Genomic DNA, 26321 nt, shown 5'->3' with positions numbered 1-26321 from the left:
CGGACGGCGGTTTCACCACGGCGTGATGGACGCCGACGGAACCAGGTGCTCTGGTGCGACCCGCGGCCTCGGCACCGCACCGCAGTGCGTGGTCCCTTGGAGCGGGGGTGGGCTCAGTCGCCGGACGTCTGTCCCCGGTGCGGCGCCTTGGGCGACATCGCGGCCGCTGCCTCCGCCTTGGCGTCGCTCACTGCCGCGGCGGCCTGCTTCTCGGCCTCGTCAGCGGCAGCCGCGGCGTCCAACGAAACCGGCGAGCCCGCATCGAGCTCTGGAACCCGGCTTTCGGGCGATGCGTCGTCGACGCCGGCAGTGGCCGCTTCCTCGGGTTGCGCGGGGGTGTGCGCACCCGCCACCGGCTGGTCACCGAACGCACGGGTGACGGTCCGGACCGCCTCGGTCAGCTCCCCCGGGATCACCCAGAACGTGTTGTTGTCGCTGCTCGCCAGGTGTGGGAGCGTCTCCAGGTACTTGTAGGCCAGGACCTTCGGGTCGGCATTGTTGCGATGGACGGCCTGGAAGACGAGTTCCACCGCCTTGGCCTCGCCGTCCGCCCGCAAGATCATGGCCTGTTGCGTGCCCTGTGCCTCCAGGATGTCCTTCTGCTTCGTGCCTTCCGCGGTGAGGATCTTGGCTTGCCGCTCCCCTTCCGCGTGCAGGATGGCCGCTCGCTTGTCGCGCTCGGCCCGCATCTGCTTCTCCATCGCTTCCTTGATGGTGTGCGGTGGATCGATGGCCTTGATCTCGACGCGGTTGACCCGGATGCCCCACTTGCCGGTGGCGTCGTCGAGGACGGCGCGGAGCCGGGAGTTGATCTCCTCGCGCGAGGTCAGCGTCTCCTCCAGGTCCATGCTGCCGATGACGTTGCGCAGCGTGGTCACGGTGAGCTGATCGATCGCCTGCAGGTAGTCGGCGACCTCGTAGGCCGCCGCCCTCGGGTCCGTGATCTGGTAGTAGAGCACGGTGTCGATGTTCACCACGAGGTTGTCCTCGGTGATCACCGGCCTGGGATCGGAGGAATAGACCTGCTCACGCACGTCGAGTTTGGTGTTGACGCGGTCCGCCACCGGTACGACGAAGTTCAGGCCGGGTTGCAGCGTCCGGCGGTATCGGCCGAACCGCTCGATGTTGTAGCGGCGCGCCTGCGGGACGATCCGCACCGTGGAGGCCACGAGGAAGACGACGACGATGGCCGCCACAAGAATGGGGATGACAACTGGATCCACAGTGTGCCTCCGTTGCTGTGTGCTCAGCCGTTCACGGAAGGAGCTCGCGGGGGTAGACGATGGCTGTGGCGCCTTCGATCTCCATGACGTCCACCAGCGCGCCCACCGGGATGACCAGGCTCTCGTCGAGGGCCCGGGCGGACCACTCCTCGCCACAGAGTTTGATCAGGCCGTGGGTCGCGGTGACCTCCTGCATGACCTCGGCCCGCTTGCCGATCAACGCATCACTGCCCTCGCGTGTGAGGGGTTGCTGTGCCATGTGCCGCAGCGCGACGGGGCGGACGAGGACGAGACCCGCTGCCGTTGCTGCCCCGAAGGCGACGAGCTGGCCGACAAAGCCGATTCCCACACCAGCGACCACGGCGGCCACGAGCGCTGCGCCCGCCAGCAGCCCGAAGACCAGTGTCAGGGTGAAGAACTCCGCGACACCCAGCACTCCGGCGGCGAGCAGCCATGCGAGCCACGGCATCAAATCGCCCTCCTTGCAGAGGCCTTCTCCACCAAGCTACCTGCCATGGCGCCGGGCCGAACAGACACGGGAACCGTGGTTCTTGATGGTTGAAGCATGTGCCCTGGGAGCGGCGGGGGTCACGATCTTGCTCAGGTCGGTCACGAGCCGCAGCAGCCGCCCGCCGGAGCCTGTTCGGCAGCCGTCCCGACCGCAGTGGGGGCGTCGAACAGGCCGGCGCCGCCGCAGACTCCGGTCTCGGGGAGGGTGAGTTCGACCCGGTCGGCGGTCTCGGGGTCGCCGGCGATCACCGCGGCGACGGAGCGGACCTGCTCGTAGCCGGTCATCGCGAGGAAGGTCGGGGCGCGGCCGTAGGACTTCATACCGACCAGGTACACGCCCGGCTCGGGGTGGGAGAGCTCGCGGTGGCCGTGGGGAGGGACGGTGCCGCACGAGTGCTGGTTGGGGTCGATCAGCGGAGCCAGTTCGACGGGCGCCTGGAGGCGCTCGTCGAGGCCCAGGCGCAGCTCGTCGAGGAAGGACAGGTCGGGGCGGAAACCGGTCAGCACGATCACCTGGTCGACCGCGTCCAGGCGGCGCCCGTCCTCGCCGACCAGAACCAGGCGGCCGTCGTCCGCCCGCTCGATCGCCTCGGTGCGGAAGCCGGTGACCGCGTCCGCGTGACCGTCGTCGACGGCGGCCTTCGCCGCCAGGCCCAGCGCGCCACGCGCCGGGAGCTGGTCGGCTTCACCGCCGCCGAAGGTGGAGCCCGAAATGCCTCGGCGCAGGATCCACACTCCCTTCGTTCCCGCGCCGTCGTCGGACTTGGCGAGGTCGGCGAGGTGGGCGAGGGCGGTGAAGGCGGAGGCGCCGGAGCCGATGACCGCGGTGCGCCTGCCCGCGTATCGGATGCGGACGGCCGGGTTCTTCATGTCCGGGACGCGGTAGGTGATCCGGTCCGCGGCGGCCTTCTCGCCGAGGGCGGCAAGGCCGCTGCCGCCGGCCGGGCGGGGCGTGGCCCAGGTGCCGGAGGCGTCGACGACCGCGCGGGCGAAGACGCGCTCCTCACGGCCGTCGGCGTGGGCGACGTGGACGACGAAGGGCTGCTGCTCGCGGTCGGCGTCCACGATCCGGTCCCGGCCGGCCCGGGAGACACCGGTGACCGTCACACCGAGGCGGACGCGGTCGCCGAGGACGTCGGCGAGCGGCTGCAGGTACAGGTCGGCCCAGTCGCCGCCGGAGGGGTAGGTGGCCGGGTCGGGCCGTGTCCAGCCGGTGGGGGCCAGGAGCTTCTCGGCGGCCGGGTCGACGACCTCGCCCCAGGGGGAGAACAGACGCACGTGCGACCACTCGCGCACCGCCGCGCCGGCGGCGGGCCCGGCCTCCAGGACCAGGGGTTCGATGCCCTGGTCGACCAGGTGGGCAGCGGCGGCCAGACCGGCGGGACCGGCTCCGATCACGACGACGGGCAACTCGGTGGTGGTGGGCGCGTTCACGGCGACTCCTTGCTCTTCTGCTTGTTTCGACATCTGTCGATGTCTTGCGCCCAGCATGGCACCTGCATTGACAAGCGTCAACATAGACATTCATCGAAGCAACCGGTTCCGCAGGGACCCGATCGCGGCCGCGTCACTACGGCAGCCTCACGCCGTCCTCTCCCAGCTGCTTCGACATGTGTCAACATAGACGCATGTCGAATGCGAAGGTGCTGCCGCTGCTCGAGCCGGCCGACGGCCAGGGTGGGGCGCCGTGCTGTCCGCCGCTGACCGAGCGCCCGATGACCGCCCAGGAGGCCGAGACGGCCGCGCGGATGTTCAAGGCGCTCGGCGATCCGGTGCGGCTGCGCCTCTTCTCAGCCGTGGCCTCGCACGAGGGCGGTGAGGCGTGCGTGTGCGACATCTCCGACGTCGGCGTCTCCCAGCCGACCGTCTCCCACCACCTGAAGAAGCTCAAGGAGGCCGGACTGCTGACCTCCGAACGGCGCGGCACCTGGGTCTACTACCGGGTCGAGCCGTCGGTTCTCGCCGCGATGGGCAAGCTGCTGACGCTGCCCACCCCGGCCTGACGCGAACGACGGAGGAGCAGGTCAGTGACGAGCTGTTCTTCGCCTCCTCCAACGACGCGCGCCGACGGCGGCGCCGGCGGCGACCAGCAGCCGGGTCACGTCGCGCGCTCCTCGGTCCGGCCGACGTAGCGGATGACCTCGCAGTCGTCGAGGATCACCAGGCCCTCGGTGACCAGCTCGTCGAGTTGCGGCAGGAAGGCGCGGATGCGCTGCTCGTCGTCGACGACGACGACGGCGACGGGCAGGTCCTCGCTCAGCGACAGCAGCCGGGTGGTGTGGATCAGCGACGAGGCACCGAACCCCTCGATCCCGCGGAATACCGACGCCCCGGCGAGTCCGGCCCGGTGGGCCCGGTGCACGATCTCGGTGTACAGCGGCTTGTGGCGCCAGACGTCGTTCTCGCCGATGAAGATCGTCACGCGCAGCGCGCGCCCGGTCAGCCTTGTCATGCTTGCCTCCACGCCACGATCCGGCGCGTCACCCACGCCGCACTCCCACACTGACACCAGCGGCATGCTGCAGACCGCGCGGTGGCGTCTCGCGGGCGGCGGAGTCGTCCCCGCCACGCATCTCTGTGGGCGAGAACGCCACCGCCGACAGCGAGGCGCGCGGTGAGTCGCTGTCGGCCGGGAGCACGTCAGCGGGTCGGCGCCCCGTCGGGGGCGTTGAATTTCCGGCGCCAGGCGAGGGAGACGTAGACCAGCGCCACCAGGACGGGTACCTCGATGAGTGGGCCGACAACGCCGGACAGGGCCTGGCCGGAGGTGACGCCGAAGGTGGCAATGGCGACCGCGATGGCCAGTTCGAAGTTGTTGCCGGCGGCAGTGAAGGCAAGGGTGGCGGTGCGGTCGTAGGAGAGTCCGATGGCCTTGCCGAGGGCGAAGGTGCCGAACCACATCACCGCGAAGTACACCAACAGCGGCAGCGCGATGCGGGCGACGTCCAGGGGCTGGGAGGTGATGGTCCTGCCCTGCAGGGCGAAGAGGATGACGATCGTGAACAGCAGCCCGTACAGCGCCCACGGCCCGGTCCTCGGCAGGAAGCGCTGCTCGTAGCCGTCGCGGCCCATCCTCTGCTCGCCGATCCGGCGGGTGAGGAAGCCGGCCAGCAGCGGGACGCCCAGGAAGACGACGACGTTCAGGGCGATCTTCCCCATGGAGATGTCCAGGTGCTCGCCGTCGCCGAGGCCCAGCCGGCCGGGCAGCAGGTCGAGGTAGAACCAGCCCAGCAGGCCAAAGGCCAGGACCTGGAATACCGAGTTCAGTGCGACCAGGACGGCCGCCGCCTCGCGGTCACCGCAGGCGAGGTCGTTCCAGATGATGACCATGGCAATGCACCGGGCCAGGCCGACGATGATCAACCCGGTGCGGTACTCGGGCAGGTCCGGCAGGAAGGTCCACGCCAGCGCGAACATCACCGCAGGTCCGACGATCCAGTTGATGACCAGTGAGGAGATCAGCAGCTTCTTGTCGCCGGTGACGGCGTCGAGCCTGTCGTAGCGGACCTTGGCCAGGACCGGGTACATCATGACCAGCAGGCCGAGCGCGATCGGCAGGGAAATCCCGCCGATCTCGACCTTGGCGAGCGCGTCGTTCATGCCCGGCACGATCCGGCCCAGGCCCAGACCGACTGCCATGGCGAGCAGGATCCACACCGCGAGGTAGCGGTCGAGGACGGAGAGCTTCTTGACGATCGAGTCGTCCCCCGCCGGGCCGGCGCCCTGAGCAGGGGCGGTGGTGGGCTCGATGGAGGTCACGGACAGGCCCTCTTGCTCTCGGCAGCAATGCGGGCGGAGGCGGCCAGCGCGGCGAACTGCTCGGACAGTCCGGCCAAGACCTCGGGCCTGAGCTTGTAGTAGGTGAAGCGGCCGCACGGCTCGGTCTCCACGATCCCGGCCTCGCGCAGCACCTTCATATGGTTGGACAGGTTGGTCTGCTTGGCTCCGGTCTCCTCGACCAGGTGCGTCGTACAGAGCGTCTCGCGCGCCAGCAGGGTCACGATCTTCAGGCGGAGCGGATCGCCCAGCACTCGGATCACATCAGGGTCGACTGAAGTCAGCATGCACTGATACTTTCACATCAGCATTCGGTGATACCAGCGGATGCTGATGTCGTGGGTGGCCCTCCGCCACCGTGAGCCGAAAGAGCCCGTCATGCCCGAAAGCCCTGGAAAGAAGCCGTCCGTCCTCTTCGTCTGCGTCCACAACGCCGGCCGCTCCCAGATGGCCGCCGCCTGGCTCACCCACCTGGCCGGAGATCGCATCGAGGTCCGCTCCGCCGGCTCCCACCCCGGCGACCAGGTCAACCCCGCCGCCGTCGAGGCGATGGCCGAAGCCGGCATCGACATCTCCGAAGAGACGCCGAAGATCCTCACCGCCGACGCGGTCCGCGCATCGGACGTCTGCATCACCATGGGCTGCGGCGACACCTGCCCCGTCTTCCCCGGCAAGCGCTACCTCGACTGGAACCTCGACGACCCGGCCGGTCGGGGCGTCGAAGCCGTCCGCCCGATCCGCGACGAGATCAAGACCCTCGTCGAGGGTCTGATCGCCGAGATCGCCCCGTCGAAGCCCACGGCGACGGCCTGAGCGAGACGCACGACGTCTTCACCATCGGCTCCGCCCCCGGATACGGCGCCGACCTGTACGCCGCCGAGGCCCAGCCGGGGCACAACTCCCACAGCGCGTCTGGCACCAGGCACTCCATCACTACGAAGCGATCTCCATCAACGGACCCGGCTACCGGCTGAAGAACATACCCCGCTCGGGGGGTGCGCAGCGCGAGCCTGTGGGTCCGCAGCGACGGAGCCCAGCTGACCGAGCTGGTCGCCAAGATGGATGCCGGCAAGCTCCGGGTCCACGACCGGGCCGCCCGCCGTTCACTCTGACGCCGGTGAGCGGCCCGTGGGGCATGAACCGTGGTGCATCAGCCCTCCTTGCGTGGGCGGGGAGGGCGGTGAGGCGGGGCCGCACGAGTCGCGTGGCCCGTGCGGCCCCTCAGTGGGTGCGCCGGTCAGGCCTTGGGACCTCCGCGCCGTGCTCGGCGAGGTGATCAACTCGGGGTCCGGCCCGCCGCGGTGGCCGGTGTCGAGCGCGTCGATCGCGGTGAGTCCGTCGCCGGTGAGGGCGACGTCGAACACGTCGAGGTTCTCCGCGACGGGCCGGGTCCTCAGGGCCACCCGGGGTCGGCGGACAGCTCGCGGGATCTTGGTCAGTGTGGTCAGGGGTGTTGTGGCGGGTTGGTTCCCCAGTCGACGCGGGTCTGAAGGGTGACCGGCAGAGTTTCGAGCTCATCGTCACCCAGGAGTAGCTCCGCGGTCTCCGCCGAGCATCCAACGTAGGTCGACAACAGGTCGTAGTCGGTGGTGACCACCCAGCTGCGATCCTGCGGCCACCAGAACTCCGGGCCGCTGTCCCCCACCACGTCCCTCACCGCTTCCCTCACGGCCTCCAGGTCGGCCAGAGAAGCGCGACGAATGAGCGGTTCGTCCTCGCCCCAGAGCAGGGCCACGAGATCGTAGGCGAAGTAGGCGGCCTGATCGCCGGATACCCCGGCAAGCACACGAGCCAGCGCCCGTCGGCTGCCGTCGTCGAGAGCCCCCTCTTCGGCCTGCCACAGCGAGCGTCCCGGACTGCGGTCTTCGTCCCGCAGCCACCAGTGGGACAGCTCGGCATGGAAGGGGACGCCCGAGTCCTTGGCCCACGCTTGCCACGTCCGGCTACGGCCCGCCCCGTCCGCGGACTCGAAGCGGTGAAAGACCCGCACGTATGCCTCGTACCCGCTCGGAACGAGCTCGGACACCACGTGCCCAGGCCCGGCCTCCGAGCGGCCAAGCCGGTCCCGAAGCCAAGCCAGCTCCGTACCGTCGTACGTCCATTCACGCGTCTCCGTCATGTCGCCCATTCTCACGCCCCCGGATGAGCCCCCGACACACACGGGACCCGACCCGACCAGGCACTCAACCTGTTGTCGCACCAGAGGATCAGGCTGTGGGCTATGTTGTGGGGATGACTACCGGGACGGCATTGCGCCACACACGGATCGGTGACCCGGTGCTCTTCTGAGCGCCGTACGGGCCGGTGCGGGCCCGCTGCTCGACCGGGCATCTTCCGCTGCTGCGCGGGCTCCGCCTCCGTCGTGTTGATCTCATGCGCAACACATCAACCACGACAGGAGAATTCATGCCCACCAAGACGTTGCAGATTCCCACCGCAGACGGGCAAGCCGATGCGTTCGCTGCCTTCCCCGATCGCGGCGAGCAGCACCCGGGGGTACTGCTGTACGCGGACGGCTTCGGCATCCGGCCCGTGCTGAGGCAGATGGCCCGCGAACTGGCCGGGCACGGGTACTACGTACTCGTCCCCAACCTCTTCTACCGGCACGGCCCGGCACCGGTGGTCGAGCTGCCCGAGCACATCGGAGAGGAGGACCGGCCCGCGATCTTCGCCCAGTTGATGCCCTTGATCGAGGCGCACACCGCAGAACGTGTGCTGAGTGACGCCGACGCCTACCTCGGTTTCCTCACCGCCCAGCCCGAGGTCGGCGCCGGTCCGGTCGCAGTGACCGGCTACTGCATAGGCGGCCTCCTGGCGATGCGCACCGCCGCGGCGCACCCCGGCCAGGTGGCAGCCGTCGCCGCATTCCACGGCCCCGTGGGCGCCGACGGGCCCGACCTCTTCTCCAAGCTCACCGCCCAGGTCCACCTCGGCCACGCCGAAGGCGACATGACACCCGAGGCCCTCGGCGAACTCAACCAGGCCCTGGACGCCGCAGGTGTCGGTCACACCTCCGAGATCTACCCCGGCACCATCCACGGCTTCACCATGTCCGACACCGACGCTTTCAACGCCTCCGGGCTGCAGCGCCACTGGGACCGCCTGCTCCCTCTCTTGGACCGCACCCTGGGCAACAGCTGAGACTCCGGCTCGGCCGAACCTGAAGTACACGGCTCTCAGGACCGCCCGTTCAGGCGCAGTACCGAAGCCGGCTGCGGCTGAAAGGGCGTCCCGTCGTCGGTCGGGCCTGCCGCGATGACCGTATCGAGCAGACCTTGCGACGTCTGCAGGTCCTTGATCACGTCGGTGATGCGTTCGCGCTCGCGGCGAAGTTGTGCCACCAGGTCGGAACACACTGGCACGAGGGTCGTCCCGTCGTCACGGATGCACGGCAGGACCTGGGCGATGGTGGCGGTCGACAGTCCGGCGGCGAGCAGGGCGCGGATGCGTCGGACGGTGTCCGCGTCCGCGTCGGTGTAGACGCGGTAGCCGCTGGGCAACCTCGTCGGCGTCAGCAGGCCTTGCTCCTCGTAGTAGCGCAGCAGCCGCTCACTGACCCCGGTCCGGCGGACCATCTCCCCGATGCGCATGTGATCTGCACCTCACCACATTGACTCTCACACTGATGTGAGACTCTAGCGTCGCGGTCATGACCACCAGCACCGCGCCTCCGGCAACAAAGACTCCCCGCCCACCTGTATGGCGCCGTAGCCCTGCTCTGGCGGTGCTGACCGCGTGCGTGTTCGTCGTGGGGACGGCCGAGTGGGTCATGGTCGGGCTGCTGCCGCAACTGTCGGCCGACTGGCACCGTCCGCTGCCCGTGGCCGGTTCCCTGGTGACCTGGTGACCTGGTACGCCCTGGTGGTCACCGTCCCCGTGCGCTGCTGGTGCCCCTGGTCCTCGGCGCGCCGCTGACCCTGCTCATCGCCCAAGGAGAAGAACGAACATGTCCCCTGCTCTGCCGACCTCCCGCCTCGGCCGCATCGTACGCGGCACCGGCCCCGGCCTGCTCCTGGCCCACGGCGCCGGCGGCGGCATCGACGCCAACTACGGTCCCGTCATGGACGCCTTGACCGCCCAGCACACCGTGATCGGCCCCGACTACCCGGGCACCGGCCGCACCGAACGCGCCGAGGCGCCGCTCACCCTCGACGGCCTCGCCGACGAACTGGTCGCCACCGCCGTCGAAGAGGGCCAGGACACCTTCGCCATCGCCGGGTATTCACTCGGCAGTCCGGTCGCCGTCCGAGCCGCCACCCGCCACCCCGACCGCGTCACCGCCCTCGTCCTGACCGCCGGCTTCGCCCACCCCAACCCCCGACTTCTCCTCGCCGCCGAACTGTGGCGCGACCTGCTGTCCGCCGGGCATCCGGAGCAGCTGGCCGCCTTCGTCTCGCTGGTCGGACTGAGCGCACCGGCCCTGGACACCATGGGCCAGGACGACCTGGACACCGCCCTGAAAACCACTGCGGCCACCATCCCGCCCGGCACGCCGGAGCACCTCGACCTGCTCATCGACCACGTCGACGTCCGCGCCGACCTCGCCGCGCTGACCGTGCCGACCCTCGTCATCTCCACCACGCTCGATCAGCTCGTGACCCCACACCATCACCGGCAGCTCGCCGAAGCCATCCCCGGGGCGCGCTACGCCGAGATCGCCACCGGGCACCTCCCGTTCGTCGAGCAGCCCGAACAATGGGCCACCCTCATCCGCGACTTCCTCCAAGACGTTCACTGACCCGGCACCGCGCCCCACCGCCTCGCCCAGACCAAGGCCAAGCAGCAGGCGAAGAAGGAGCCCGCCTGAGTCCTCGATGTTTGAGCGGTGCGTTGACTTGGCATGGTGCTCAGGGTGCCGGATCTACTCCGGTGCGATGGTCCACACTCCCCGAACGCATGTCCTCATCGACGCACTGGGGTCGCTGCCCGAGCACGAGGCTGTTCGACTGCGTTGCAGCGAGGTGAAGTTCGGATGGACACGGAACTTGGCAGGAGCAGACTGCTGTCCCCCAGGCAGCACAGATTCGGCGGTCACCGTCCCTGACCGTGTCCCAGGTCGCGACCTTGACCCAGTGCCGCCGCCCGGCCGGTGCTCTTCAAGTCGTCATACGCGGCCGACCGTCGGCGTGGCCGTCGGGTGCCACTCGCGGCGGAGGAGGCCGAAGACCCAGGAGTCGGAGACGTCGCCGTTGACGACGCAGTCCTCGCGGAGGGTGCCTTCGCGGACAAAGCCGAGCTTCTCCAGGACCCGGGCGGACGCCACGTTGCGGGTGTCGGTCTCGGCCTGGACGCGGTTCAGGTCCAGGGTGTCGAACGCCCACCGCAGGACGGCGTGCGCGGTCTCCGTGGCGTAACCGTGGCCCCACGCGGCGGCGTCCAGGACGTAGCCCAGGGAAGCGCTGCGGAAGTCCGGGTTCCAGCTGGTCAGGCCGCACCAGCCGATGAACGCGCCGTCGGAGACGCGGTCGACGGCCACCCGCGCTCCCGTGCCTTCCTCCTCGATCGTCCGGCAGATCGTGATGAAGCGCTGGGCGCGGGCCGGGTCGGTCCACGGCGGGGAGTCCCAGTAGCGCAGCACGTGCGCGCTGCTGTGCAGCGCGTAGAGCGGCGCCGCGTCGGCGTCGGTGAACGGCCGCAGTCGCAGGCGGGCGGTGTACAGCTCGGGGGTGGGCAATGTCATGCGGAGCATCCTGCCGCGTCATGCTCGCTCCCGACCATCCGTTTATCCGGACGGTCGAGGGTGTGTACGGCCCCGGTGACGCCGGACGCGCCCACATGGGCGGTGAGGCCGCAGCCCGTGCCGACAAGGCGAGCAAACGATGCCCGTGACGACCTGGAGTGGGCCATGCGGCACCTTCCCCGCTTTCCAGTTGGGTGTGCAGGCGTGCCTCGGGCAATGGGGCAAGACCTCTCACAGAGAGACTCTAGGCCGGTGCGGTGAGGTGCCTGGTGGCGTCCAGGGTTTCACGGATCAGCCAGGGGAGGTTGTGCTGGTCGGGGTCGTCGATCCAGCGTTCGAAGGCGACCTTGAAAGCGGCGATCCCGATTTCGGCCGCCAGTGCCGCGGTGGTGGAATCCAGACCGCGTTCGCGAAGCGCGTGGGCGAGGGTGGAGACGAGTGAGGCCAGTTTGGCCAGTTCACGTTCCTGCAGTTCGGGATTGGCGGCGATGACGGCCTGGCGCTGCCGTACCAGTTCCGCGCGTTCTTCGAAGACGGGAGCGGCTTCCGTCAGGGTGTGGGTGATCACCTCCAGTGGCGTCAGACGGTCGGCGGCGGTGGCCGTGGCGTGCGCGAGGACGTCAGCCAGGGCGTTGGGCTGGAAGAGGACCTCCCGTTTGTCGACGAAGTGCCGGTAGAAGGTGCGTTCGGTGACCTCGGCCCTGGCGGCGATCTCCGCCACGGTGATGGCGTCGAAGCCCTTGTCGTTGTAGAGCTCCATCGCTGCCTTCTCCAGGCGGCCTCGTGTGTCGGCAGGTGGGGTTGGATCCGGTCCATGCGCATCGCGCGCCATCGGTCCGCGTCCGGGTCGAAGGCGACCAGGTACCGGCGTGCGGCCCAGACCACGAGGCCGTGCGGCTCCAACGTGAGGGTGACGGGTTCGCCGTCCCCGGTGTAGTCCACGCGGACGAGGTGCTGCCGGTTGATCGCGCCGCCCACGGCGCGGACGGTCTCGGCGTCGATCGGTGGCGCGGGAAACTCCCAGTAGTTGCGGGCCGAGGAGACGGTGAACGCTTCACCTCCGTCACCGGTTCGGCCGTCGGCGGAGCACCGGCGCTGCCCGACTACGGTCACGCGCTCGGCATCGTCCTGATCGTCTCGGCCGCGCTCTACCTGGTCACGGCCCTCGTGATGCTCGCACTCCCGAAAGCCACAGGTGAGCACGGTGAGTGAAGAAGTCGTTCCACGGCAGATCCGAGAGCCGGGCCACCTTCCAGGAGGGCCGTCACTCCGCTGTTCAACACCAGGTACAGGGACGCCGCGGTCAACCAGCTGTGCACGGACGGCTTCGAGGTCCGTGACGAGGACGCGGCCCGCCTCTCACCTCTTGTAGGCGTCATCGCGGAGTCCTGCTAACGTCTACGGCATGAAGCGCGCTGCCATGACGACGACGCCGGAGAGTGTCCCGGCGCGCTGACAGACGATCTGATCCGAAGCCCCGGGGCAAGTGCCCCGGGGCTTCGTCGTAGGCCCGGTCACTTGCTCCGCGACCAGCAAGGAGACCGCGATGACCACCGTGAACGACCACCGCAGGCTCGGCCGTGAACTGGGCCTGTTCGGCACCGATCCGCTGATCGGCGCCGGCCTGCCGTACTGGCTGCCCGACGGCGCGGCCGTGAGGCACACCCTGGAGGAGTACATCCGTGCCGCCGAGCGGCGGGCGGGCTACCAGCACGTGTACTCACCGGTCCTCGGCAAGCGGGAGTTGTACGAGATCTCCGGGCACTGGGCGCACTACAGCGACGACATGTTCCCCCCGATGGACCTCGGCGGTGAGCAGGTCGTCCTGCGGCCGAGCCTGTGCCCCCATCACGCGGTGATCTACCGCTCCCGCTCCCACAGCTACCGCGAACTGCCCCTGCGGATGGCCGAACTGGGCGGCATGTACCGCTCCGAACTCTCCGGCGTGCTCGGCGGACTGACCCGGGTGCGGGCCATCCAGCTCAACGACGCACACATCTTCTGCACCCTGGACCAGGTCGCCGAGGAGGCACGGGCGGCGCTGGAGATGATCCGCCGGGCTTACGAGGCGCTCGGCATCACCCCGACCCGGTACCGGCTCTCTCTCCCGGGCCCTGGCGGCAAGTACGTCGCCGCACCGGAGAAGTGGCAGCGGTCCACCGCCCTGCTGACCGACGTCCTCGACCGCTCGGGCCTGCCCTACGAGGCGGCCGAGGGAGAGGCCGCGTTCTACGGCCCCAAGATCGACGTCCAGGTGACCGACGGCGCCGGCCGGGAGTCCACCCTGTCCACCGTCCAGGTCGACTTCCACCAGCCGGAGCAGTTCGACCTGCACTACATCGGCGCGGACGGCGCCAAGCACCGCCCGGTCATGGTCCACCGCAGCATCATCGGCAGCGTGGAACGAGCCGTCGCCCATCTCATCGAACAGCACGGCGGTGCCTTCCCCGCCTGGCTCGCCCCCACTCAGCTGGCCATTCTCCCCATCTCCGACACCGAACTGCCGAACGCCGCAGCCCTCGCCCAACGCTGCACCCGTCTCGGACTGCGTGCCCAGCTCGCGGGACCGGACCGCGGCAGCCTGGGCGCCCGAATCCGAGAGGCCCGCCTGGTTCCCTACCAAGCCGTCATCGGCGCCAAAGAGGCCGCTGACGATCACGTCGCACTGCGCCTGCGCGACGGACGCCGACTCGACCCACAGCCGATCAGCGACGCACTCACCCACATCAGCGCCCTCATCGAGGCCCACAGCACCGACCTGTGGGCCGACACCACCTCATAGCAGACGGCCTCGCCCGGGAGGGTGAGGCCGGAGTGACGGTATGCGTACAGGTCCCCACCAGCGCGGACTCAACGACGTGGCACTGAAGTAGACGGTCGGTCGGCCGCGGTGGTGGCCACCTAGACCCCCCGCATGACCGGCCCTCCTGGGGCGGGCGGTGCGGTCCAGTGCGGTGAGACGGGGTATCGGGCTCAGACGAGGGCGGTGACCAGGAAGGTGAAGGCGGCGACGATGACAGCGACGCGGACGTAGTGGTAGCGGTCCCAGCGGTTCATCTGCTCCTTCCAGTCCGCGGGCCGGTTCTCGGGGGTCCACGTCTTGCCCCGGTTGTTGATCGGGACGAGCAGCAGGAGCGACATGATCACGCTCACGATCAGGAGCGCGGCGGCGATGACAACGAGGCCGGTGCCGGGGCGGTCCCATCGGGCGATCGCCCAGACCGCGCTGAGGACGAGCGAGCCGACGTACCAGAACGGCATCAGGGCGCCGAGCATCCGGCCCCCGTGGGCGCGGGCGAGCTGGTCACTGTCCTCGGGAAGGGCGTTGAAGATCCGGTTCATGACGAAGGCGACGGAGAACTCCACCCCCACCATCAGGCCGACGATCACGGTGGTGAACACCTCGAGTGCGTTGAGCATGATGACCCCTCCAGGGAGATCGATCTAGCGCTGCTAGCTGATGAGTCAACGCTAGCGCTACTGCCGCTCGATTGTCTAGCGGTGCTAGGATTCGCGTCATGTCGGTACAAGAACGCAAGCAGCGGGAACGGGCGGAGCGCGAGCGTCTCATCGTGGCGACAGCCCGCGAACTCGCCGAGCAGCAGGGCTGGGACGCGGTCACCACCCGCCGGCTCGCCGAGCGCATCGAGTACAGCCAGCCGGTCCTCTACAGCCACTTCCGCGGCAAGCGGGAGATCATCGGCGCCGTCGCCCTGGAGGGCGCCGCCGAGCTGGCCGCGGCGGTGCGTGCCGCGACCTCCGCCGCGGACGGCCCGCGCGAGCGGGTCGCCGCGCTCGCCCGCGCCTACCTCGACTTCGCCTCCCGCAACCCGGCGGTCTACGACGCCTTGTTCCAGCTCGACGGCGGCCTGGCGTACGCACAGGAGGACACCCCGGAGCCGCTGAAGGACGCCTTCGCCGCCCTGCTGGAGAGCCTCGGCGAGGTCGCCGGGGACGGCGTCCACCCGGGACTGTTCACGGAGACGTTCTGGGGGGCCCTGCACGGCCTCGCCACCTTGACCCGCGCGGGACGGCTGCCGCCGGAGGACGCCGAGCGGAGGACGGCGCTGCTGGTGGACCGGCTCGCCGTGGTCTGACACACCGTCCCGGCGGGCATGCGGGCGGGGCCTTCGGGCCCCGCCGCTGCTTGCCTGCGGCGATGGTGGTCGAGCGGGACCCCTGAGGCGGCTGTGAGAGACTCTCTCACCGTAAGGAATCGATGGCATACGCCGAGTGGAGAAGTCATGACCAACGTCCGCCTTTCGACGACGATGGGCGACATCGTCCTCGCTCTTGACGATGTCAATGCACCGAAGTCCGTTGCGAACTTCATGGAATACCTCAACAGCGGACACTATGCGGGAACGGTGTTCCACCGTGTCATCAGCGGTTTCATGATTCAGGGTGGCGGCGTCGACACGAAAATGCGCATCAAGCCCGCTCCCCGCACCGTGGAGAACGAGGCGCGCAACGGGCTCAAGAATGTCAAGTACAGCCTGGCCATGGCGCGGACGTCCGATCCGCATTCGGCCAATGCGCAGTTCTACATCAACGTGAACGACAACGACTTCCTCAACCACCCGGGGCAGGACGGCTGGGGCTACGCGGTCTTCGGTCAGGTCGTGGAGGGGCACGACGTCGTCGACCGGATCGCGCAGGTCCAGACGGGGGCCCAGGACGTGCCCCGGCAGCAGATCGTGATCAACTCCGCCGAGGTGGTTCCCGCCTCGGCGTGACCGGGCACCGGCACCACGGCACCACACCACCGGCCCCTGACAGGCGCGCTGAGCGTCCGTCAGGGGCCGGTGGCGTGAGTGACCGCCGCGCCTGGGTTCCGGGGCCGGCTAGTTCTGTTTCATCGCCCGCTGCAGGCTCAGCGGACGCATGTCCGTCCAGTGCTCATCGACGTAGGTCATGCACTCGGCCTTGTTCCCCGTGGGTCCCACGGCGTTCCAGCCCGCGGGCACCTCCAGGGCGGCCGGCCAGATCGAATGCTGTCCTTCGGCGTTGACGAGCACGCGGAAGAGCTCCGTGCCGGATGCTTCGTGCGTGGACATCGGGCTGCCTTTCAAGAGGTATCAGGCGGGTTCGACAAGGAGATGGAGACTCTTCGGACCGCTCATCGTCGGGTCCGGGTGCCACTGCATCGGACGGTCCGGGTCGATTCGGAAGCTGTTGAACCGGCGCAGCAGGACGCGGAGCGCGACACGCGCCTCCAGACGGGCCAGCGGAGCGCCGAAGCAGAAGTGAATTCCCTTGCTGAACGCGATATGAGGATTCGGATTCCGGTTGATCAGGAATGCGTCGGGCCGGTCGAACTGCCGCTCGTCGTGATTGGCCGAAAGGACCGAGCACACCACGATCTGCCCGGCCTCGATGGTGGTGCCGCGGAGTTCGACCTCCTTCTTCGTGACGCGCGGCACGATGCCCACGGGGCTGCGGTATCGGAGCACCTCTTCCAGCGCGCCGGGAATGGCGTCGGGGTCGGCACGGAGCGCCCGCTCGGCCTCCGGGTGTTCCTGGAGGCACAGGAAGGTGTTCCCGAGCCAGAGGGTCACCGTCACATGCCCGGCGAGCAGGAGCACGGTCGCGAATCCGGCGATCTCCCGGTCGGTCAGCCGCTCGCCGTCCACCTCGGCCGCCAGCAGGTCGGCGAGCAGTCCCGGGTGCGGGTGCTTCCTGCGCTGCACGACCAGGTCGAGCAGGTAGTCGTGGAACGACTTCGCCGCGCCGGCGGACGACTCGTTGTTCGGGTCGAACGCGCCGTTCGCGTACAGCTGGTCGGCCCATTCCTTGAACAGCCGCCGGTCCTCGGCGGGGACACCGAGCATCTCCGTGATGACGGTCAGCGGCAGTGAGTAGGCGATGTCCTCGACGAGTTCGAGCTCGGTCTTCTTCGGCACACGATCCAGCAGCTCGTCGGCGAGCTGCTCCACCCTGTCCTCCAGCTGGGCGACGGCACGCGGGGTGAACGCCTGGCTGACGAGCCTGCGCAGCTGCTGGTGCCGCGGCGGGTCGAGGGTCCCGATGTGCCCCTCCATGAGCTGGGTGGCATCGGGAAAGACGGCACTGAAGTCCGAGGAGAACGTGTCGTGGTCCGAAAGCACGGAGACCGCGTCGTCGTACCGGAAGACCTGGTAGGCGCCGCTCGCGGGATCGCGTACCACCGGGCTGGTGTCGCGCATGGTGCGACAGAGGTCGAGCATCTCGAGACCGGGACGCGGGTCGGACTGGCCGTCCGGCGTGGTCGGCATGGTGGGTCTCCTTGTGTGGTCGGTGGTGGTCCGGGCCCGGTCAGGACGACTGGTCGGCGACGATCTCGTAATAGGCGAACCGGAAGGCGGTGTTGGGCGCGGAGAAGACGCGCTTGCAGGTGAGACCGGCCGCCTCGATCACCTTCAGCCAGCCCTCCCGCGGCTGCGGGAAGCCCTGCTCGGTCAGTACGTGGATCAGATAGAAGTTGGCGTCCTCGGTGTCCACGAACAGTTCCGGCTCGCACAGCAGCAGCGTCCGGTTCCGGTCGGCGCGCAGCAGCTCGGCGTACCGCCCGAGCATGTCGACCACCGCCGCCTCACCGTCCCGGAAGTGCTCGTGCAGGGCCCCTACCGCCACGTAGAAGTCGGCTCCGTCGACCACCTCGGCCGGCCATTCCTGCGGGCGGAAGGCGTCACCGACGAGGAACGAGAGCCGGTCGGCGACGCCCTGTTCGGCCGCTCGCCGCCCGGCGTAGGTGATCGCGTCCTCGGCGATGTCCAGTCCGAAGCCGCGCAGTTCGGGGTTGTCGCGCACCAGGTCGAGCAGGAGGCCACCGGTGCCGCAGCCGAGGTCGAGGACGCCGCGGGCGCCGCGCTCGCGGACCAGGTCGCGCACCAGGTTGCCGCCGAAACTGCGGAACAGGACCTCGCAGCGCAGCCCGAGGGCCTCCGTGTCACGGCTGACGTCCGTGCCGTACGTCTTGCTGCCGTTCAGCAGTCCCCCGATGTCGTGCAGGACCGGTCCGTAGGCATCGACGTAGTAGCCGAGGAGCGACTCCGCGACCTCGTCGAGGAGCCGGGCCCCGCGCTGGGTGGTGCGCCACGCGTCGCCCTGGGACTCCACGACGCCGCGCAGCTCCAGGAAGCGCAGGACCTTGCCGATCCGGTCGGCCAGTTCGGGCTTGGGGGCCAGGTCCGCGAGCGGTGTCCAGTCGCCCGAGAGGCGGTCGGCGACACCGGAGTTGGCGAGTCCGACGATCGCGGTGCTCAGGACGTACGACGACGCCAGCTCGCCGGCGCCGGCCTCGGCCACGGACTTCCAGGTGTGCTGGACCTCGTCGTCGAGGACTTCCACGGACTTGCTGTCAGCTGTCACTTCTCGCTCTCCTCCTGTGAGTCCGGTCGGTTCAACCGGTTCTACTGTTCGAACAGGTGGTTCGGATCGATCGGATCGATCGGAACGACCGGTCGATTCAGGTCGCTCGGGTGAAGAATCGGCGCATCCGCTCCAAGGCTTCGACCGTGCGGTCCCGGTCGCGGACGAACGTGGCGCGTGCCCAGGTCAGGCCGTCCTCGCGGTCGGTGAAGAAGCTCGTGGCGGGGGCGAGCAGTACCCCGGCCGACTCCACCAGCTCGGCGGCCAGCTTGTCGCTGCGGGCCGCCAGGCGGGACGTACCGGCCAGGACGAACCAGCCGCCCTCCGGCGTGAACACGTCGAAGCCCAGGGCGTCCAGGTGTGCCACGAGGTGGTCGCGACGCTCCTGGAACAGCTCCCGGTCGTCGGTGAAGTCGGCGGGGCCGAGCGCCGACACGCCCTCTTGCAGGGGACGGGCGGCGCCCACGGTGGTGCGCTCGTGCACCCGCCGGAGTCCGGCGGTGAGTTCCGGGGAGGCGATGCAGTAGCCCACGCGCCAGCCGGACATGTGCAGCGACTTCGACAGGCTGCCCACGGTGATCACGCGGTCCGCCGCGAGGGGCATGCCCAGCGGCGAGACGTGCGCCCGGCCGTCGTAGACGTAGCGCTCGTAGACCTCGTCGGTGATGAGGACCAGATCGTGCTCGGCGCACAGTTCGAGCAGCCCCGACACCTCGGTCTCGTCGAAGGCGCGGCCCGTCGGGTTGTGCGGGGTGTTGAGCAGCACCGCGCGGGTACGGCCCGTGATCGCGGCCCGCACCGCGGCCAGGTCGAGGCGCCAGTCGGGGCCGGCGAGCGGGACGGGGCGGGGCACCGCTCCGGCCAGTGTGATCACGCCCGGATAGTTCTCGTAGAACGGCTCGGGCAGGATCACCTCGTCGCCGGGGTCGGTGACGGTGAGGACGGCGTCCAGGACGCCCTCGGTCGCGCCGCAGGTGACCGTGATCCCGTCGACGGGGTCGACCACGACGCCCCGGGTTCGCAGCTGTTCTGCGGCGATCAGCTGCCGCAGCGACAGGAGACCCTCCGGCGGTGCGTACTGGTTGTGTGCGGTGCCGAGTGCGGCCGTCGCCGCCTCGATCGCCGCGGCGGGCGGGTCGCCCGGCGGGATGCCGAGGGCGATGTCGATCGCGCCGGCGTCGTGCGCCAGCCGCATCAGACCGGCCAGCTCCATCGCGCCGATTCCCGACACGCGGCGGGAGAGCCTCGACGACCGCCTTTCGCCGCGTGGTTCACAGGAGTGCCGCACGGATCGCCTCCCCCGCCGCCTTGGTACCGAGTCGGCCGCCGATGTCGCCGGTGCAGCGCTGCTCGGCGACGGCCGCCTCCACGGCCGTACGGACGGCGGCGGCCTCCGTCGGGTGCCCGATCCGCTCCAGGAGCAGCGCGGCGGACAGGATCGCCCCGACGGGGTTGGCGGTGTCCGTGCCGGCGATGTCCGGTGCGCTGCCGTGGACCGGTTCGTACAGCCCGAATCCCGTGTCCGGGTTGAGATTGACCGAGGCGGCGGTGCCGAGGCCGCCGGCCAGCTCCGCGGCGAGGTCGGACAGGATGTCGCCGTAGGAGTTGTTGGTGACGATGACGTCGAACGCGGTCGGGTCGGAGACCAGGCGCATGGCGGCGACGTCCACGTAGAGGTGCGAGGTGGCCAGGTCGGGGCGGGCCGCGGTGGCGTCCCGCCAGCACTGCTGCCACAGCCGTCCGCCGTTGGGCACGGCGTTGGACTTGTCGACCATGCAGACCGCGCGCGTCGCCGACGCCAGCGCGAAGTCGATCACGCGGGTGACGCCGAGATGGGTGCTCACCTCGGTGTCGACGGCCACCTCCGCCGTGGAGCCCTGCCGCAGCGCGCCGCCGATGTCGGTGTAGAGGCCCTCGGTGTTCTCCCGGACGATCACGCAGTCGATGGACCGTCGTCCCGGGTCCCGCAGCGGGCTGAGCCGGTCGTGCAGGAGCCTCGCCGGACGGTAGTTGGCGTACAGGTCGAGTTCGAACCGCAGCCGCAGCAGTACGTCCCGGGCGTACCGGGTGCCCGCGGCACGCGGGTCGCCGATCGCGCCGAGGAGGGTGCCGGAGCTGCGGCGGATCCTGGCGAGGTCGTCGTCGGTCAGGGCGGTCCCCGTGGCGAGGAACGTGTCGGCGTTGACGTGGTCGAGCACGTCGAAGGCGAGGTCCAGGCCGAGTCCGTCGAGGAGGGCGAGGGCCTGCTCCGTGACCTCGGGGCCGATTCCGTCGCCGGGGATGACGGTGATGAGGGGCATCGTCGTCAGTTCACCCCGCCCGTCGGCGAGAAGGTGGGCAGCCAGTCGGGCCGCCCCTGTTCGTAGGCGATGATGTCGTCCTGTCTCTCCAGGGTCACGGCGATGTCGTCCAGGCCGTCGAGGAGCAGGCGGCGGGCCCTGCTGTCGACGTCGAAGGGGCGGCTGCCCCCGGGCCAGCTCACGACGCACCGGACGAGATCGACGGTGATCTCGTACGACGCGTCCTGCTCGGCCTGGGCCATCAGGTGCGCCACGTCCTCATCGGGCAGCTGGGCCACCAGCAGACCGTTCTTCAGGGCGTTGCGGCGGAAGATGTCGCCGAAGCTCGGGGCGATCACTGCGGCGACGCCCCAGTCCCTGAGCGCCCACACGGCGTGCTCGCGGGAGCTTCCCGTGCCGAAGTTCGCTCCGGCCACGAGCACCGTGCTCCGGGCGCGCAGGGGATCGTTGAGGACGAAGTCGGGCTGTTCCCGCCAGCGGGCGAACAGGGCGTCCTCGTACCCTGTCCTGGTCAGCCGGCGGCAGTACTCGCTGGGGATGATCTGGTCGGTGTCCACGTCGCTGCGGCGCAGTGGCAGCACCGTGCCGGTGTGGCTGGTCAGCGGTTCCATGCCCGCACCTCCTCGGTCTGTTCGGTCACCCGCGGTCCAGGTCGGTCGGCGCGGCGAGACGCCCGGCGACCGCGGTCGCCGCCGCGACGGCCGGGGAGACGAGGTGCGTGCGTGCGGTGCGCCCCTGCCGTCCCTCGTAGTTGCGGTTGGACGTCGAGGCGCAGCGCTGGCGGCCGGGGAGCCGGTCGGAGTTCATGCCGAGGCACATCGAGCAGCCGGAGAACCGCCACTCGGCGCCGGCGGCCAGGAACACCTCGTGCAGCCCTTCTTTCTCGGCCTGCTCGCGGACCTGCATGGAGCCGGGTACGACGAGCATGCGGACGTCCGGTGCGACCTTGCGGCCGCGGAGGACCTCGGCCGCCGAACGGAGGTCCTCTACACGGCCGTTGGTGCAGGAGCCGAGGAACACGGTGTCGACCTCGATGTCACGCATCGGGGTGCCCGGGGTCAGGCCCATGTAGTCCAGGGCCCGGCGGGCCGCGGCCTGTTCCACGGGGTCGGTGTACGTGTCCGGGTCGGGCACGCTGTCATGGAGGGGCACCGCCTGCCCCGGGTTGGTTCCCCAGGTCACCACAGGCGTGAGGTCGCCCACGTCGATGGTGACGGTGCGGTCGAACACCGCCCCGGGGTCGGAGCGCAGCGTCTCCCAGTGGGCGAGCGCGTTCTGCCATGCCCGGCCGGTCGGCCGCCTCGGGCGGTCGGCGAGGTAGGCGACGGTGGTCTCGTCCGGTGCGACGAGTCCGGCTCGGGCGCCGGCTTCGATGCTGAGGTTGCACATGGTCATCCGGCCCTCCATGGAGAGCCGGCGGACCGCTTCGCCGCGGTACTCCAGGACGTGGCCGTTGGCGCCGTTGGCGCCGATGCGGGCGAGCAGGGTGAGCATGAGGTCCTTGGCGGTCACGCCGGGTGCGGGCTCGCCGGTGAACTCGACCGCCATCGTCCGGGGCCGTTGCAGGGCCAGGGTCTGGGTGGCGAGCACGTGCTCCACGTCGCTGGTGCCGATGCCGAAGGCGAGGGCGCCGAACGCGCCGTGCGTCGAGGTGTGGCTGTCGCCGCACACCACGGTCATCCCCGGTTGCACGGCGCCGAGTTCGGGGCCGACGACATGGACGATGCCCTGCTGCCCGTCGCCGTGGCGGAACAGTTCGATGCCGTGCTCGGCGCAGTTGCCCCGCAGGGTGGTGACCTGTTCCACGCTGACCGGGTCGGTGATGACGAGGCTGTCGGTGGGGACGTTGTGGTCCTCGACGGCCAGGGTCAGATCGGGTCTGCGCACGGGGCGCCGGGCCAGACGCAGGCCGTCGAACGCCTGAGCGGAGGTCGCCTCGTGGACCAGGTGCAGGTCGATGTAGAGCAGGTCGGGCCCGTCCGTGGTGCCGCCGACGCGGTGGCGGTCCCAGACCTTCTCGACCAGGGTCCTCGGTGCTGTCGTCGGGTCCGTCATCGCAATCGGCCCTCCGCCGTCGATATGTGCTCGCCGCCGGCCGGTCCGAATTCGGCGGCCAGCCGTTCCCGCACCACGTCGAGTTCGTCGCACCGGCCGTCGGGGCGTTCCGTGACGTACTCCTGGTACAGCCGCTCCACCAGGTCGTCGGCGGGCTCCATGCCGAGCTGCTCCAGTACGTGACGGAAGACGGCGCGGCCGGAGTGGCGGCCGACCAGCAGCGAGCGTTCCCGGGCGAACCGGTACGGGTTGATGAACTCGTACGTCGCCGGGTTCTTGAGGATGCCGTCCTGGTGGATGCCCGCCTCGGTGGCGAAGGCGTTGTCGCCGAAGATCGCCTTGTTGCGGGGCGGTGCCATGGAGATCGCCGTCGACAGCCGCTGGAAGGCGCCGTAGAGGCGGTCCAGTCGGATGCCGGTCGTGGCGCCGAACTGCTCGCCCTTGTACGCCAGCGTCGCCGCCATCTCCTCCAGCGGGGTGTTGCCCGCACGCTCTCCGATGCCGGCGAGTGTGGCCTGGACCTCGTTCGCACCTGCCTGGACACCCGCCAGGGCGTTGGCCAGCGACAGTCCGAGGTCGTCGTGGCAGTGCGTGGCGAGCGTGACGTCGTCCGGGAGCCAGGAGCGGACCATCGCGCACAGGTCGCCGTACTCCTGCGGGGTGGCGCAGCCGGTCGTGTCGGCGAGGATCACGGTGCTGACACCGGCCTCCAGCGCCTCGGTGACGAGCGCCTCGATCAGGTCCTTCTCGCCACGGCTGGCGTCCTCGACGCCGAAGGAGATGTCCTGCGCCCCGAGGGAGTGGGCGTACCGGATCGCGTCTCCGGCCTCCCTCACCGCCTCCTGGCGCGTGATGCCGCGCTTGTACTTCAGGTGGAGGTCACTGCCGGTGCCGCAGATCTGCACCTGGTGGTTCGGGCGTGTTCCCCCCGCCTGCATGGACAGCCGTACGTCGTCCCGGGAGGCCCGGTTGAAGGTGGCGAACCGTGTGGTGGGGGCCAATGCCTCGGCGATGAGGCGGGTGGCCTCGAAGTCCTCCGGGGAAGAGCCGGGGAAACCCGCTTCGATGGTGTCGGCTCCGTATGCCTCGGCCTCCAGCGCGAGCATTCTCTTCTGCTCGGTGGTCATGGCGTTTCCCGGCGCCTGTTCACCGTCTCGTAAGGTGGCGTCGAAGATGGATATTCTGCGCAGGCGATGGCTTTCCTGTTGTGTCATTGATCCCGCTCCGTTTCCCGTTCGGCCCAAACTGGAATTCAGGACTTCCGGTGGGCCACGATCAGCACGCAGCCGAGTTCTCCGGTCATCTGGCCGACCATGCTCTCCGCCTCCGCGGACTGCTCCGGCGTGAAATTGAAGAGCTTGGCCAGTTCGTCCTTGTTCGCCAGGGTGATGTCATTCATCATCGCGAACGAGGGGCTCACGTTCTCCGAGATGTCGGTGATCTCGTCGGCCACCAGTCCGGCCTCTTCGAGCAGCGCCCGGTAGTCCGCGAGGCGCGGCAGCGCGCCAGGCTGTGCGGCCCTTTCGGCGGCCTCCTGGTCCGTGATGTCCTCCCGGTCGAACAGGTCGGTCAGCACCACTCGGCCACCCGGCACGACGACCCGGCCCATTTCGGCGAGTGCGCGGCGGCGGTCCATGTGGACGATCGACTCGAAGGCGAGCACGGCGTCGAACGAGCCCTCGTCGAAGGGCATGTCCGTGCCGTCCGCCTGCTGGAACCGCACCTGCTCGGCGAGCCCTTCGGCAGCCGCCCGCTCCGTGGCGAGCCCGATCTGGTAGGTGCTGATCGTGATGCCGAGCACGGCGGCGCCGGTCGCCCTGGCCACGCGTACGGCGGGCTTTCCGAGACCGCAGCCCACGTCGAGCACCCGCTTTCCGGCGCCGACGTCGAGCTTCGGTATCAGCAGGTCGGTGAACCGGTCGGTCGCCGCCTCGACGGTGGCGTCGTCGTCCGGCCCGAGCCAGTAGGCGAAGTGGAAGTTGTCGTCCCACTCCCGGCGCAGCATCGGGCCGACCAGTTCGTAGTAGTCCAGTTGGGGCAGGCTGGTGCCGGGAACCATCTCGTCCGACTGCATGTCGGTCTCCTCTTCCGTGTTCTTCCGTGTTCTGGGTTTCAGGGTCGTGTGGTGCGCCGGCGCTCCGCGCACAGGGATTCGGCGATTTCTCCGGAGCGCACGGCGGTCATGGAGAGCAGGCTCGACGAGATGCCGTGGGTGTGCTCGGTCGCGCCCTGCAGATAGATACCGCAAGTGAGTTTTTCGGACGTGCTGACTCGATAGTCGCGGTCGATTCGCAGCATACCGTCATCGTCCAGTTCGATGAAGTCGTTCACATCTCCGAGCAACGGCAGTGGATCTGCCGGACGGTAGCCCGTGGCGAAGATGACGACATCGGAATGCACGTACTCCGTCCTGCCGTTGGGAAGGAATTCGATCTGTACCTCCACGGCGTCGGCGGACGGGGTGACCGCGCGGACCCGGGACACGTTCGCGATCCGCAGCCGGTCGACGCCGGCCACCTTCTCCTGGTACTGGCGGCGGTAGATCTCCTGGATGAGGTCGAGATCGACGACCGAGTAGTTCGCGTTGCCGTGATACCGCATCAGGGACTGCCGCACCTCGGGCGATGCCAGGTAGTAGTCGTCCACCGCGGCGGGGTCGAAGATGCGGTTGGCGAACGGGCTGTCGTCGGCGACGCTGTAGCCGTAGCGCGAGAAGACCGCGTGCACGCGGGCGTCGGGGAACCTGCCCAGGAGGTGGTTGGTGATCTCCGCCGCGCTCTGCCCGGCTCCCACCACCGTGAAGGTGCGCCCCGGCGCCGAGGGCAGTTCGGCGAGCCGGTGCAGGAAGTCGGAGCTGTGCCAGACACGTTCGGAGAGTTCGACGCCCTCCGGCACGGCGGGCCGCAGGCCGGTGGCCACCACGAGGTTGCGGGCCAGGCAGGTCCGCGTACGGCTCGGCTCGGCGACATCACGGATCAGCAGTTCGAGGCAGTCGATGACACCGTCGCCCTGCACGGCGCGGACGGCGATCACCTCGCTGCCGTAGCTCACGTCCTCGGGGACCTTGGCCGCCGCCCAGGCGAGGTAGTCGTGGAACTCGATCCGGGACGGCACGAGGATCTGATGGTTGATGAAGTCCGTGAGCCGCCCGCGTTCCTGGAGGTAGCACAGGAAGCTGAACGGGCTCGTCGGATCGCGCATCGTGACGAGGTCCTTGAGGAACGAGATCTGCATCGTCGCGTCGTCGATCAGCATCCCGCGATGCCAGCCGAAGGACGTGCTGCGTTCGAAGAAGGCCGCGCTCGGCGCCTCCTCGCCCCGTTCCCGCAGCGCGATGGCCAGGGCCAGGTTGGACGGGCCGAAGCCGATCCCGGCCACGTCGAGAATCCGGGACGTCTCCTGCGCGGACACGTGTTCTCCCTCCAT

30 protein-coding genes and 1 pseudogene are annotated in these 26321 nt (G+C 69.4%); 9 read left to right on the top strand and 22 right to left on the bottom strand.

Annotation, left to right across the window (positions count from 1 at the left end; genetic code table 11):
• Positions 1-113 precede the first annotated feature (113 nt).
• From ACIGO6_RS31350 to ACIGO6_RS31340, 3 genes are all read right to left on the bottom strand, one after another.
• On the bottom strand, positions 114-1223 hold the full coding sequence (locus ACIGO6_RS31350) for an SPFH domain-containing protein (RefSeq protein ID WP_399882275.1): 1110 nt from the start codon (positions 1221-1223) through the stop codon (positions 114-116).
• A 31-nt stretch (positions 1224-1254) separates the two neighbouring features.
• A complete protein-coding gene (locus ACIGO6_RS31345; protein WP_399882273.1) occupies positions 1255-1692 on the bottom strand; it encodes an NfeD family protein in 438 nt (145 codons plus the stop codon).
• 140 nt (positions 1693-1832) lie between these two features.
• Positions 1833-3167 carry an NAD(P)-binding domain-containing protein gene (locus ACIGO6_RS31340; protein ID WP_399882271.1) on the bottom strand — a complete coding sequence of 445 codons (1335 nt, stop codon included), beginning with the start codon at positions 3165-3167 and terminating at the stop codon, positions 1833-1835.
• 194 nt (positions 3168-3361) lie between these two features.
• Here ACIGO6_RS31340 and ACIGO6_RS31335 point away from each other — a divergent pair, with 194 nt between their 5' ends.
• Positions 3362-3736 carry an ArsR/SmtB family transcription factor gene (locus tag ACIGO6_RS31335; protein ID WP_399882269.1) on the top strand — a complete coding sequence of 125 codons (375 nt, stop codon included), beginning with the start codon at positions 3362-3364 and terminating at the stop codon, positions 3734-3736.
• Between the two features lie 95 nt (positions 3737-3831).
• Here the strand turns inward: ACIGO6_RS31335 and ACIGO6_RS31330 are convergent, their stop codons facing one another.
• The 3 genes from ACIGO6_RS31330 to ACIGO6_RS31320 all read right to left on the bottom strand — a co-directional run bounded on the left by ACIGO6_RS31330 (position 3832) and on the right by ACIGO6_RS31320 (position 5797).
• Positions 3832-4185, bottom strand: a complete 354-nt coding sequence (locus ACIGO6_RS31330) for a DUF190 domain-containing protein (protein ID WP_399882267.1) — start codon at positions 4183-4185, stop codon at positions 3832-3834.
• 188 nt (positions 4186-4373) lie between these two features.
• Complete coding sequence (gene arsB / locus ACIGO6_RS31325; RefSeq protein WP_399882265.1) at positions 4374-5492, bottom strand: ACR3 family arsenite efflux transporter; 1119 nt, start codon at positions 5490-5492, stop codon at positions 4374-4376.
• Positions 5489-5797, bottom strand: a complete 309-nt coding sequence (locus ACIGO6_RS31320) for an ArsR/SmtB family transcription factor (RefSeq protein ID WP_399882263.1) — start codon at positions 5795-5797, stop codon at positions 5489-5491. The genes arsB and ACIGO6_RS31320 overlap by 4 nt, the downstream gene beginning before the upstream one ends.
• A 91-nt stretch (positions 5798-5888) precedes the next feature.
• Here ACIGO6_RS31320 and ACIGO6_RS31315 point away from each other — a divergent pair, with 91 nt between their 5' ends.
• Complete coding sequence (locus tag ACIGO6_RS31315; RefSeq protein WP_399882261.1) at positions 5889-6323, top strand: arsenate reductase ArsC; 435 nt, start codon at positions 5889-5891, stop codon at positions 6321-6323.
• 631 nt (positions 6324-6954) lie between these two features.
• On the opposite strand, the gene ACIGO6_RS31310 is transcribed toward ACIGO6_RS31315, so the two are convergent.
• Positions 6955-7629, bottom strand: a complete 675-nt coding sequence (locus ACIGO6_RS31310) for a hypothetical protein (RefSeq protein WP_399882259.1) — start codon at positions 7627-7629, stop codon at positions 6955-6957.
• Between the two features lie 287 nt (positions 7630-7916).
• Here ACIGO6_RS31310 and ACIGO6_RS31305 point away from each other — a divergent pair, with 287 nt between their 5' ends.
• Entirely contained in the window at positions 7917-8651 is a 735-nt protein-coding gene (locus ACIGO6_RS31305) for a dienelactone hydrolase family protein (RefSeq protein ID WP_399882257.1), read from the top strand.
• 35 nt (positions 8652-8686) lie between these two features.
• Here the strand turns inward: ACIGO6_RS31305 and ACIGO6_RS31300 are convergent, their stop codons facing one another.
• Positions 8687-9100 (bottom strand): MerR family transcriptional regulator, encoded by a 414-nt coding sequence (locus tag ACIGO6_RS31300; RefSeq protein WP_399882255.1) that lies wholly within the window; start codon positions 9098-9100, stop codon positions 8687-8689.
• Between the two features lie 59 nt (positions 9101-9159).
• Between ACIGO6_RS31300 and ACIGO6_RS31295 the strand changes: the two genes are divergently transcribed.
• Together ACIGO6_RS31295 and ACIGO6_RS31290 are read left to right on the top strand one after the other, a co-directional pair.
• Positions 9160-9357 (top strand): hypothetical protein, encoded by a 198-nt coding sequence (locus tag ACIGO6_RS31295; protein WP_399882253.1) that lies wholly within the window; start codon positions 9160-9162, stop codon positions 9355-9357.
• A 99-nt stretch (positions 9358-9456) separates the two neighbouring features.
• Positions 9457-10248 (top strand): alpha/beta fold hydrolase, encoded by a 792-nt coding sequence (locus tag ACIGO6_RS31290; RefSeq protein WP_399882251.1) that lies wholly within the window; start codon positions 9457-9459, stop codon positions 10246-10248.
• 366 nt (positions 10249-10614) lie between these two features.
• Here the strand turns inward: ACIGO6_RS31290 and ACIGO6_RS31285 are convergent, their stop codons facing one another.
• The 3 genes and pseudogenes from ACIGO6_RS31285 to ACIGO6_RS31275 all read right to left on the bottom strand — a co-directional run.
• A complete protein-coding gene (locus ACIGO6_RS31285; RefSeq protein ID WP_399882249.1) occupies positions 10615-11190 on the bottom strand; it encodes a GNAT family N-acetyltransferase in 576 nt (191 codons plus the stop codon).
• A gap of 244 nt (positions 11191-11434) precedes the next feature.
• Positions 11435-11950 (bottom strand): TetR family transcriptional regulator, encoded by a 516-nt coding sequence (locus ACIGO6_RS31280; RefSeq protein ID WP_399882247.1) that lies wholly within the window; start codon positions 11948-11950, stop codon positions 11435-11437.
• Between the two features lie 74 nt (positions 11951-12024).
• Positions 12025-12132 (bottom strand): annotated as a pseudogene (locus ACIGO6_RS31275) (hypothetical protein); the annotation flags it as partial.
• Here ACIGO6_RS31275 and ACIGO6_RS31270 point away from each other — a divergent pair.
• Both ACIGO6_RS31270 and thrS read left to right on the top strand, forming a co-directional pair.
• Complete coding sequence (locus tag ACIGO6_RS31270) at positions 12082-12402, top strand: hypothetical protein (RefSeq protein WP_399882402.1); 321 nt, start codon at positions 12082-12084, stop codon at positions 12400-12402. The pseudogene ACIGO6_RS31275 and the gene ACIGO6_RS31270 overlap by 51 nt on opposite strands.
• Positions 12403-12745: 343 nt before the next feature.
• Positions 12746-13972, top strand: a complete 1227-nt coding sequence (gene thrS / locus ACIGO6_RS31265; RefSeq protein ID WP_399882400.1) for a threonine--tRNA ligase — start codon at positions 12746-12748, stop codon at positions 13970-13972.
• A 191-nt stretch (positions 13973-14163) separates the two neighbouring features.
• On the opposite strand, the gene ACIGO6_RS31260 is transcribed toward thrS, so the two are convergent.
• Positions 14164-14610 (bottom strand): anthrone oxygenase family protein, encoded by a 447-nt coding sequence (locus ACIGO6_RS31260; protein ID WP_399882245.1) that lies wholly within the window; start codon positions 14608-14610, stop codon positions 14164-14166.
• 98 nt (positions 14611-14708) lie between these two features.
• On the opposite strand from ACIGO6_RS31260, the gene ACIGO6_RS31255 reads away from it, so the two are divergent.
• On the top strand, positions 14709-15287 hold the full coding sequence (locus ACIGO6_RS31255; RefSeq protein ID WP_399882243.1) for a TetR/AcrR family transcriptional regulator: 579 nt from the start codon (positions 14709-14711) through the stop codon (positions 15285-15287).
• 147 nt (positions 15288-15434) lie between these two features.
• Positions 15435-15926, top strand: coding sequence for a peptidylprolyl isomerase (locus tag ACIGO6_RS31250; protein WP_399882241.1), 492 nt, complete (start codon positions 15435-15437; stop codon positions 15924-15926).
• Positions 15927-16034: 108 nt separating this feature from the next.
• On the opposite strand, the gene ACIGO6_RS31245 is transcribed toward ACIGO6_RS31250, so the two are convergent.
• From ACIGO6_RS31245 to ACIGO6_RS31200, 10 genes are all read right to left on the bottom strand, one after another.
• Positions 16035-16247 carry an MbtH family protein gene (locus ACIGO6_RS31245; RefSeq protein WP_399882239.1) on the bottom strand — a complete coding sequence of 71 codons (213 nt, stop codon included), beginning with the start codon at positions 16245-16247 and terminating at the stop codon, positions 16035-16037.
• 21 nt (positions 16248-16268) lie between these two features.
• Complete coding sequence (locus ACIGO6_RS31240) at positions 16269-17444, bottom strand: cytochrome P450 (RefSeq protein WP_399882237.1); 1176 nt, start codon at positions 17442-17444, stop codon at positions 16269-16271.
• Between the two features lie 40 nt (positions 17445-17484).
• Positions 17485-18540 (bottom strand): SAM-dependent methyltransferase, encoded by a 1056-nt coding sequence (locus ACIGO6_RS31235; RefSeq protein ID WP_399882235.1) that lies wholly within the window; start codon positions 18538-18540, stop codon positions 17485-17487.
• Positions 18541-18637: 97 nt separating this feature from the next.
• Positions 18638-19771: a pyridoxal phosphate-dependent aminotransferase gene (locus ACIGO6_RS31230; RefSeq protein ID WP_399882233.1), complete on the bottom strand. Its 1134-nt coding sequence runs from the start codon at positions 19769-19771 to the stop codon at positions 18638-18640.
• Positions 19772-19811: 40 nt separating this feature from the next.
• Positions 19812-20840 (bottom strand): isocitrate/isopropylmalate dehydrogenase family protein, encoded by a 1029-nt coding sequence (locus tag ACIGO6_RS31225; protein ID WP_399882231.1) that lies wholly within the window; start codon positions 20838-20840, stop codon positions 19812-19814.
• A 5-nt stretch (positions 20841-20845) separates the two neighbouring features.
• Positions 20846-21451: a 3-isopropylmalate dehydratase small subunit gene (leuD, locus tag ACIGO6_RS31220; RefSeq protein ID WP_399882229.1), complete on the bottom strand. Its 606-nt coding sequence runs from the start codon at positions 21449-21451 to the stop codon at positions 20846-20848.
• 25 nt (positions 21452-21476) lie between these two features.
• Positions 21477-22895 (bottom strand): 3-isopropylmalate dehydratase large subunit, encoded by a 1419-nt coding sequence (leuC, locus tag ACIGO6_RS31215; RefSeq protein WP_399882227.1) that lies wholly within the window; start codon positions 22893-22895, stop codon positions 21477-21479.
• The gene (locus ACIGO6_RS31210) at positions 22892-24109 is read right to left on the bottom strand and encodes a LeuA family protein (protein ID WP_399882225.1); all 1218 of its coding nucleotides are present in this window, start codon (positions 24107-24109) and stop codon (positions 22892-22894) included. Before ACIGO6_RS31210 ends, leuC begins: the two co-directional genes overlap by 4 nt.
• A gap of 38 nt (positions 24110-24147) precedes the next feature.
• Positions 24148-24969: an SAM-dependent methyltransferase gene (locus ACIGO6_RS31205; protein WP_399882223.1), complete on the bottom strand. Its 822-nt coding sequence runs from the start codon at positions 24967-24969 to the stop codon at positions 24148-24150.
• Positions 24970-25007: 38 nt separating this feature from the next.
• Positions 25008-26321 (bottom strand): lysine N(6)-hydroxylase/L-ornithine N(5)-oxygenase family protein, encoded by a 1314-nt coding sequence (locus tag ACIGO6_RS31200; RefSeq protein WP_399882221.1) that lies wholly within the window; start codon positions 26319-26321, stop codon positions 25008-25010.

The sequence above is a fragment of the Streptomyces sp. NPDC053750 genome, from assembly GCF_044544295.1.
Lineage (GTDB): Bacteria > Actinomycetota > Actinomycetes > Streptomycetales > Streptomycetaceae > Streptomyces.
The sequence above is the reverse complement of the archived record's forward strand: the minus strand, read 5'-3'. Positions and strand labels throughout refer to the sequence as shown.

Bases quoted from the DNA above. Each gene is read 5' to 3' on its own strand.
- ACIGO6_RS31310 (WP_399882259.1), bottom strand. From the start codon at position 7,629: ATGACGGAGACGCGTGAATGGACGTACGACGGTACGGAGCTGGCTTGG.
- leuC (WP_399882227.1), bottom strand. From the start codon at position 22,895: ATGACGGACCCGACGACAGCACCGAGGACCCTGGTCGAGAAGGTCTGG.
- ACIGO6_RS31210 (WP_399882225.1), bottom strand. From the start codon at position 24,109: ATGACACAACAGGAAAGCCATCGCCTGCGCAGAATATCCATCTTCGAC.
- ACIGO6_RS31225 (WP_399882231.1), bottom strand. From the start codon at position 20,840: ATGCCCCTCATCACCGTCATCCCCGGCGACGGAATCGGCCCCGAGGTC.
- ACIGO6_RS31290 (WP_399882251.1), top strand. From the start codon at position 9,457: ATGTCCCCTGCTCTGCCGACCTCCCGCCTCGGCCGCATCGTACGCGGC.
- leuD (WP_399882229.1), bottom strand. From the start codon at position 21,451: ATGGAACCGCTGACCAGCCACACCGGCACGGTGCTGCCACTGCGCCGC.
- ACIGO6_RS31250 (WP_399882241.1), top strand. From the start codon at position 15,435: ATGACCAACGTCCGCCTTTCGACGACGATGGGCGACATCGTCCTCGCT.
- ACIGO6_RS31330 (WP_399882267.1), bottom strand. From the start codon at position 4,185: ATGACAAGGCTGACCGGGCGCGCGCTGCGCGTGACGATCTTCATCGGC.
- ACIGO6_RS31305 (WP_399882257.1), top strand. From the start codon at position 7,917: ATGCCCACCAAGACGTTGCAGATTCCCACCGCAGACGGGCAAGCCGAT.
- ACIGO6_RS31280 (WP_399882247.1), bottom strand. From the start codon at position 11,950: ATGGAGCTCTACAACGACAAGGGCTTCGACGCCATCACCGTGGCGGAG.
- ACIGO6_RS31315 (WP_399882261.1), top strand. From the start codon at position 5,889: ATGCCCGAAAGCCCTGGAAAGAAGCCGTCCGTCCTCTTCGTCTGCGTC.
- ACIGO6_RS31285 (WP_399882249.1), bottom strand. From the start codon at position 11,190: ATGACATTGCCCACCCCCGAGCTGTACACCGCCCGCCTGCGACTGCGG.
- ACIGO6_RS31300 (WP_399882255.1), bottom strand. From the start codon at position 9,100: ATGCGCATCGGGGAGATGGTCCGCCGGACCGGGGTCAGTGAGCGGCTG.
- ACIGO6_RS31345 (WP_399882273.1), bottom strand. From the start codon at position 1,692: ATGCCGTGGCTCGCATGGCTGCTCGCCGCCGGAGTGCTGGGTGTCGCG.
- ACIGO6_RS31245 (WP_399882239.1), bottom strand. From the start codon at position 16,247: ATGTCCACGCACGAAGCATCCGGCACGGAGCTCTTCCGCGTGCTCGTC.
- ACIGO6_RS31200 (WP_399882221.1), bottom strand. From the start codon at position 26,321: ATGGAGGGAGAACACGTGTCCGCGCAGGAGACGTCCCGGATTCTCGAC.
- ACIGO6_RS31320 (WP_399882263.1), bottom strand. From the start codon at position 5,797: ATGCTGACTTCAGTCGACCCTGATGTGATCCGAGTGCTGGGCGATCCG.
- ACIGO6_RS31205 (WP_399882223.1), bottom strand. From the start codon at position 24,969: ATGCAGTCGGACGAGATGGTTCCCGGCACCAGCCTGCCCCAACTGGAC.
- ACIGO6_RS31335 (WP_399882269.1), top strand. From the start codon at position 3,362: ATGTCGAATGCGAAGGTGCTGCCGCTGCTCGAGCCGGCCGACGGCCAG.
- ACIGO6_RS31240 (WP_399882237.1), bottom strand. From the start codon at position 17,444: ATGCCGACCACGCCGGACGGCCAGTCCGACCCGCGTCCCGGTCTCGAG.
- ACIGO6_RS31255 (WP_399882243.1), top strand. From the start codon at position 14,709: ATGTCGGTACAAGAACGCAAGCAGCGGGAACGGGCGGAGCGCGAGCGT.
- ACIGO6_RS31260 (WP_399882245.1), bottom strand. From the start codon at position 14,610: ATGCTCAACGCACTCGAGGTGTTCACCACCGTGATCGTCGGCCTGATG.
- ACIGO6_RS31295 (WP_399882253.1), top strand. From the start codon at position 9,160: ATGACCACCAGCACCGCGCCTCCGGCAACAAAGACTCCCCGCCCACCT.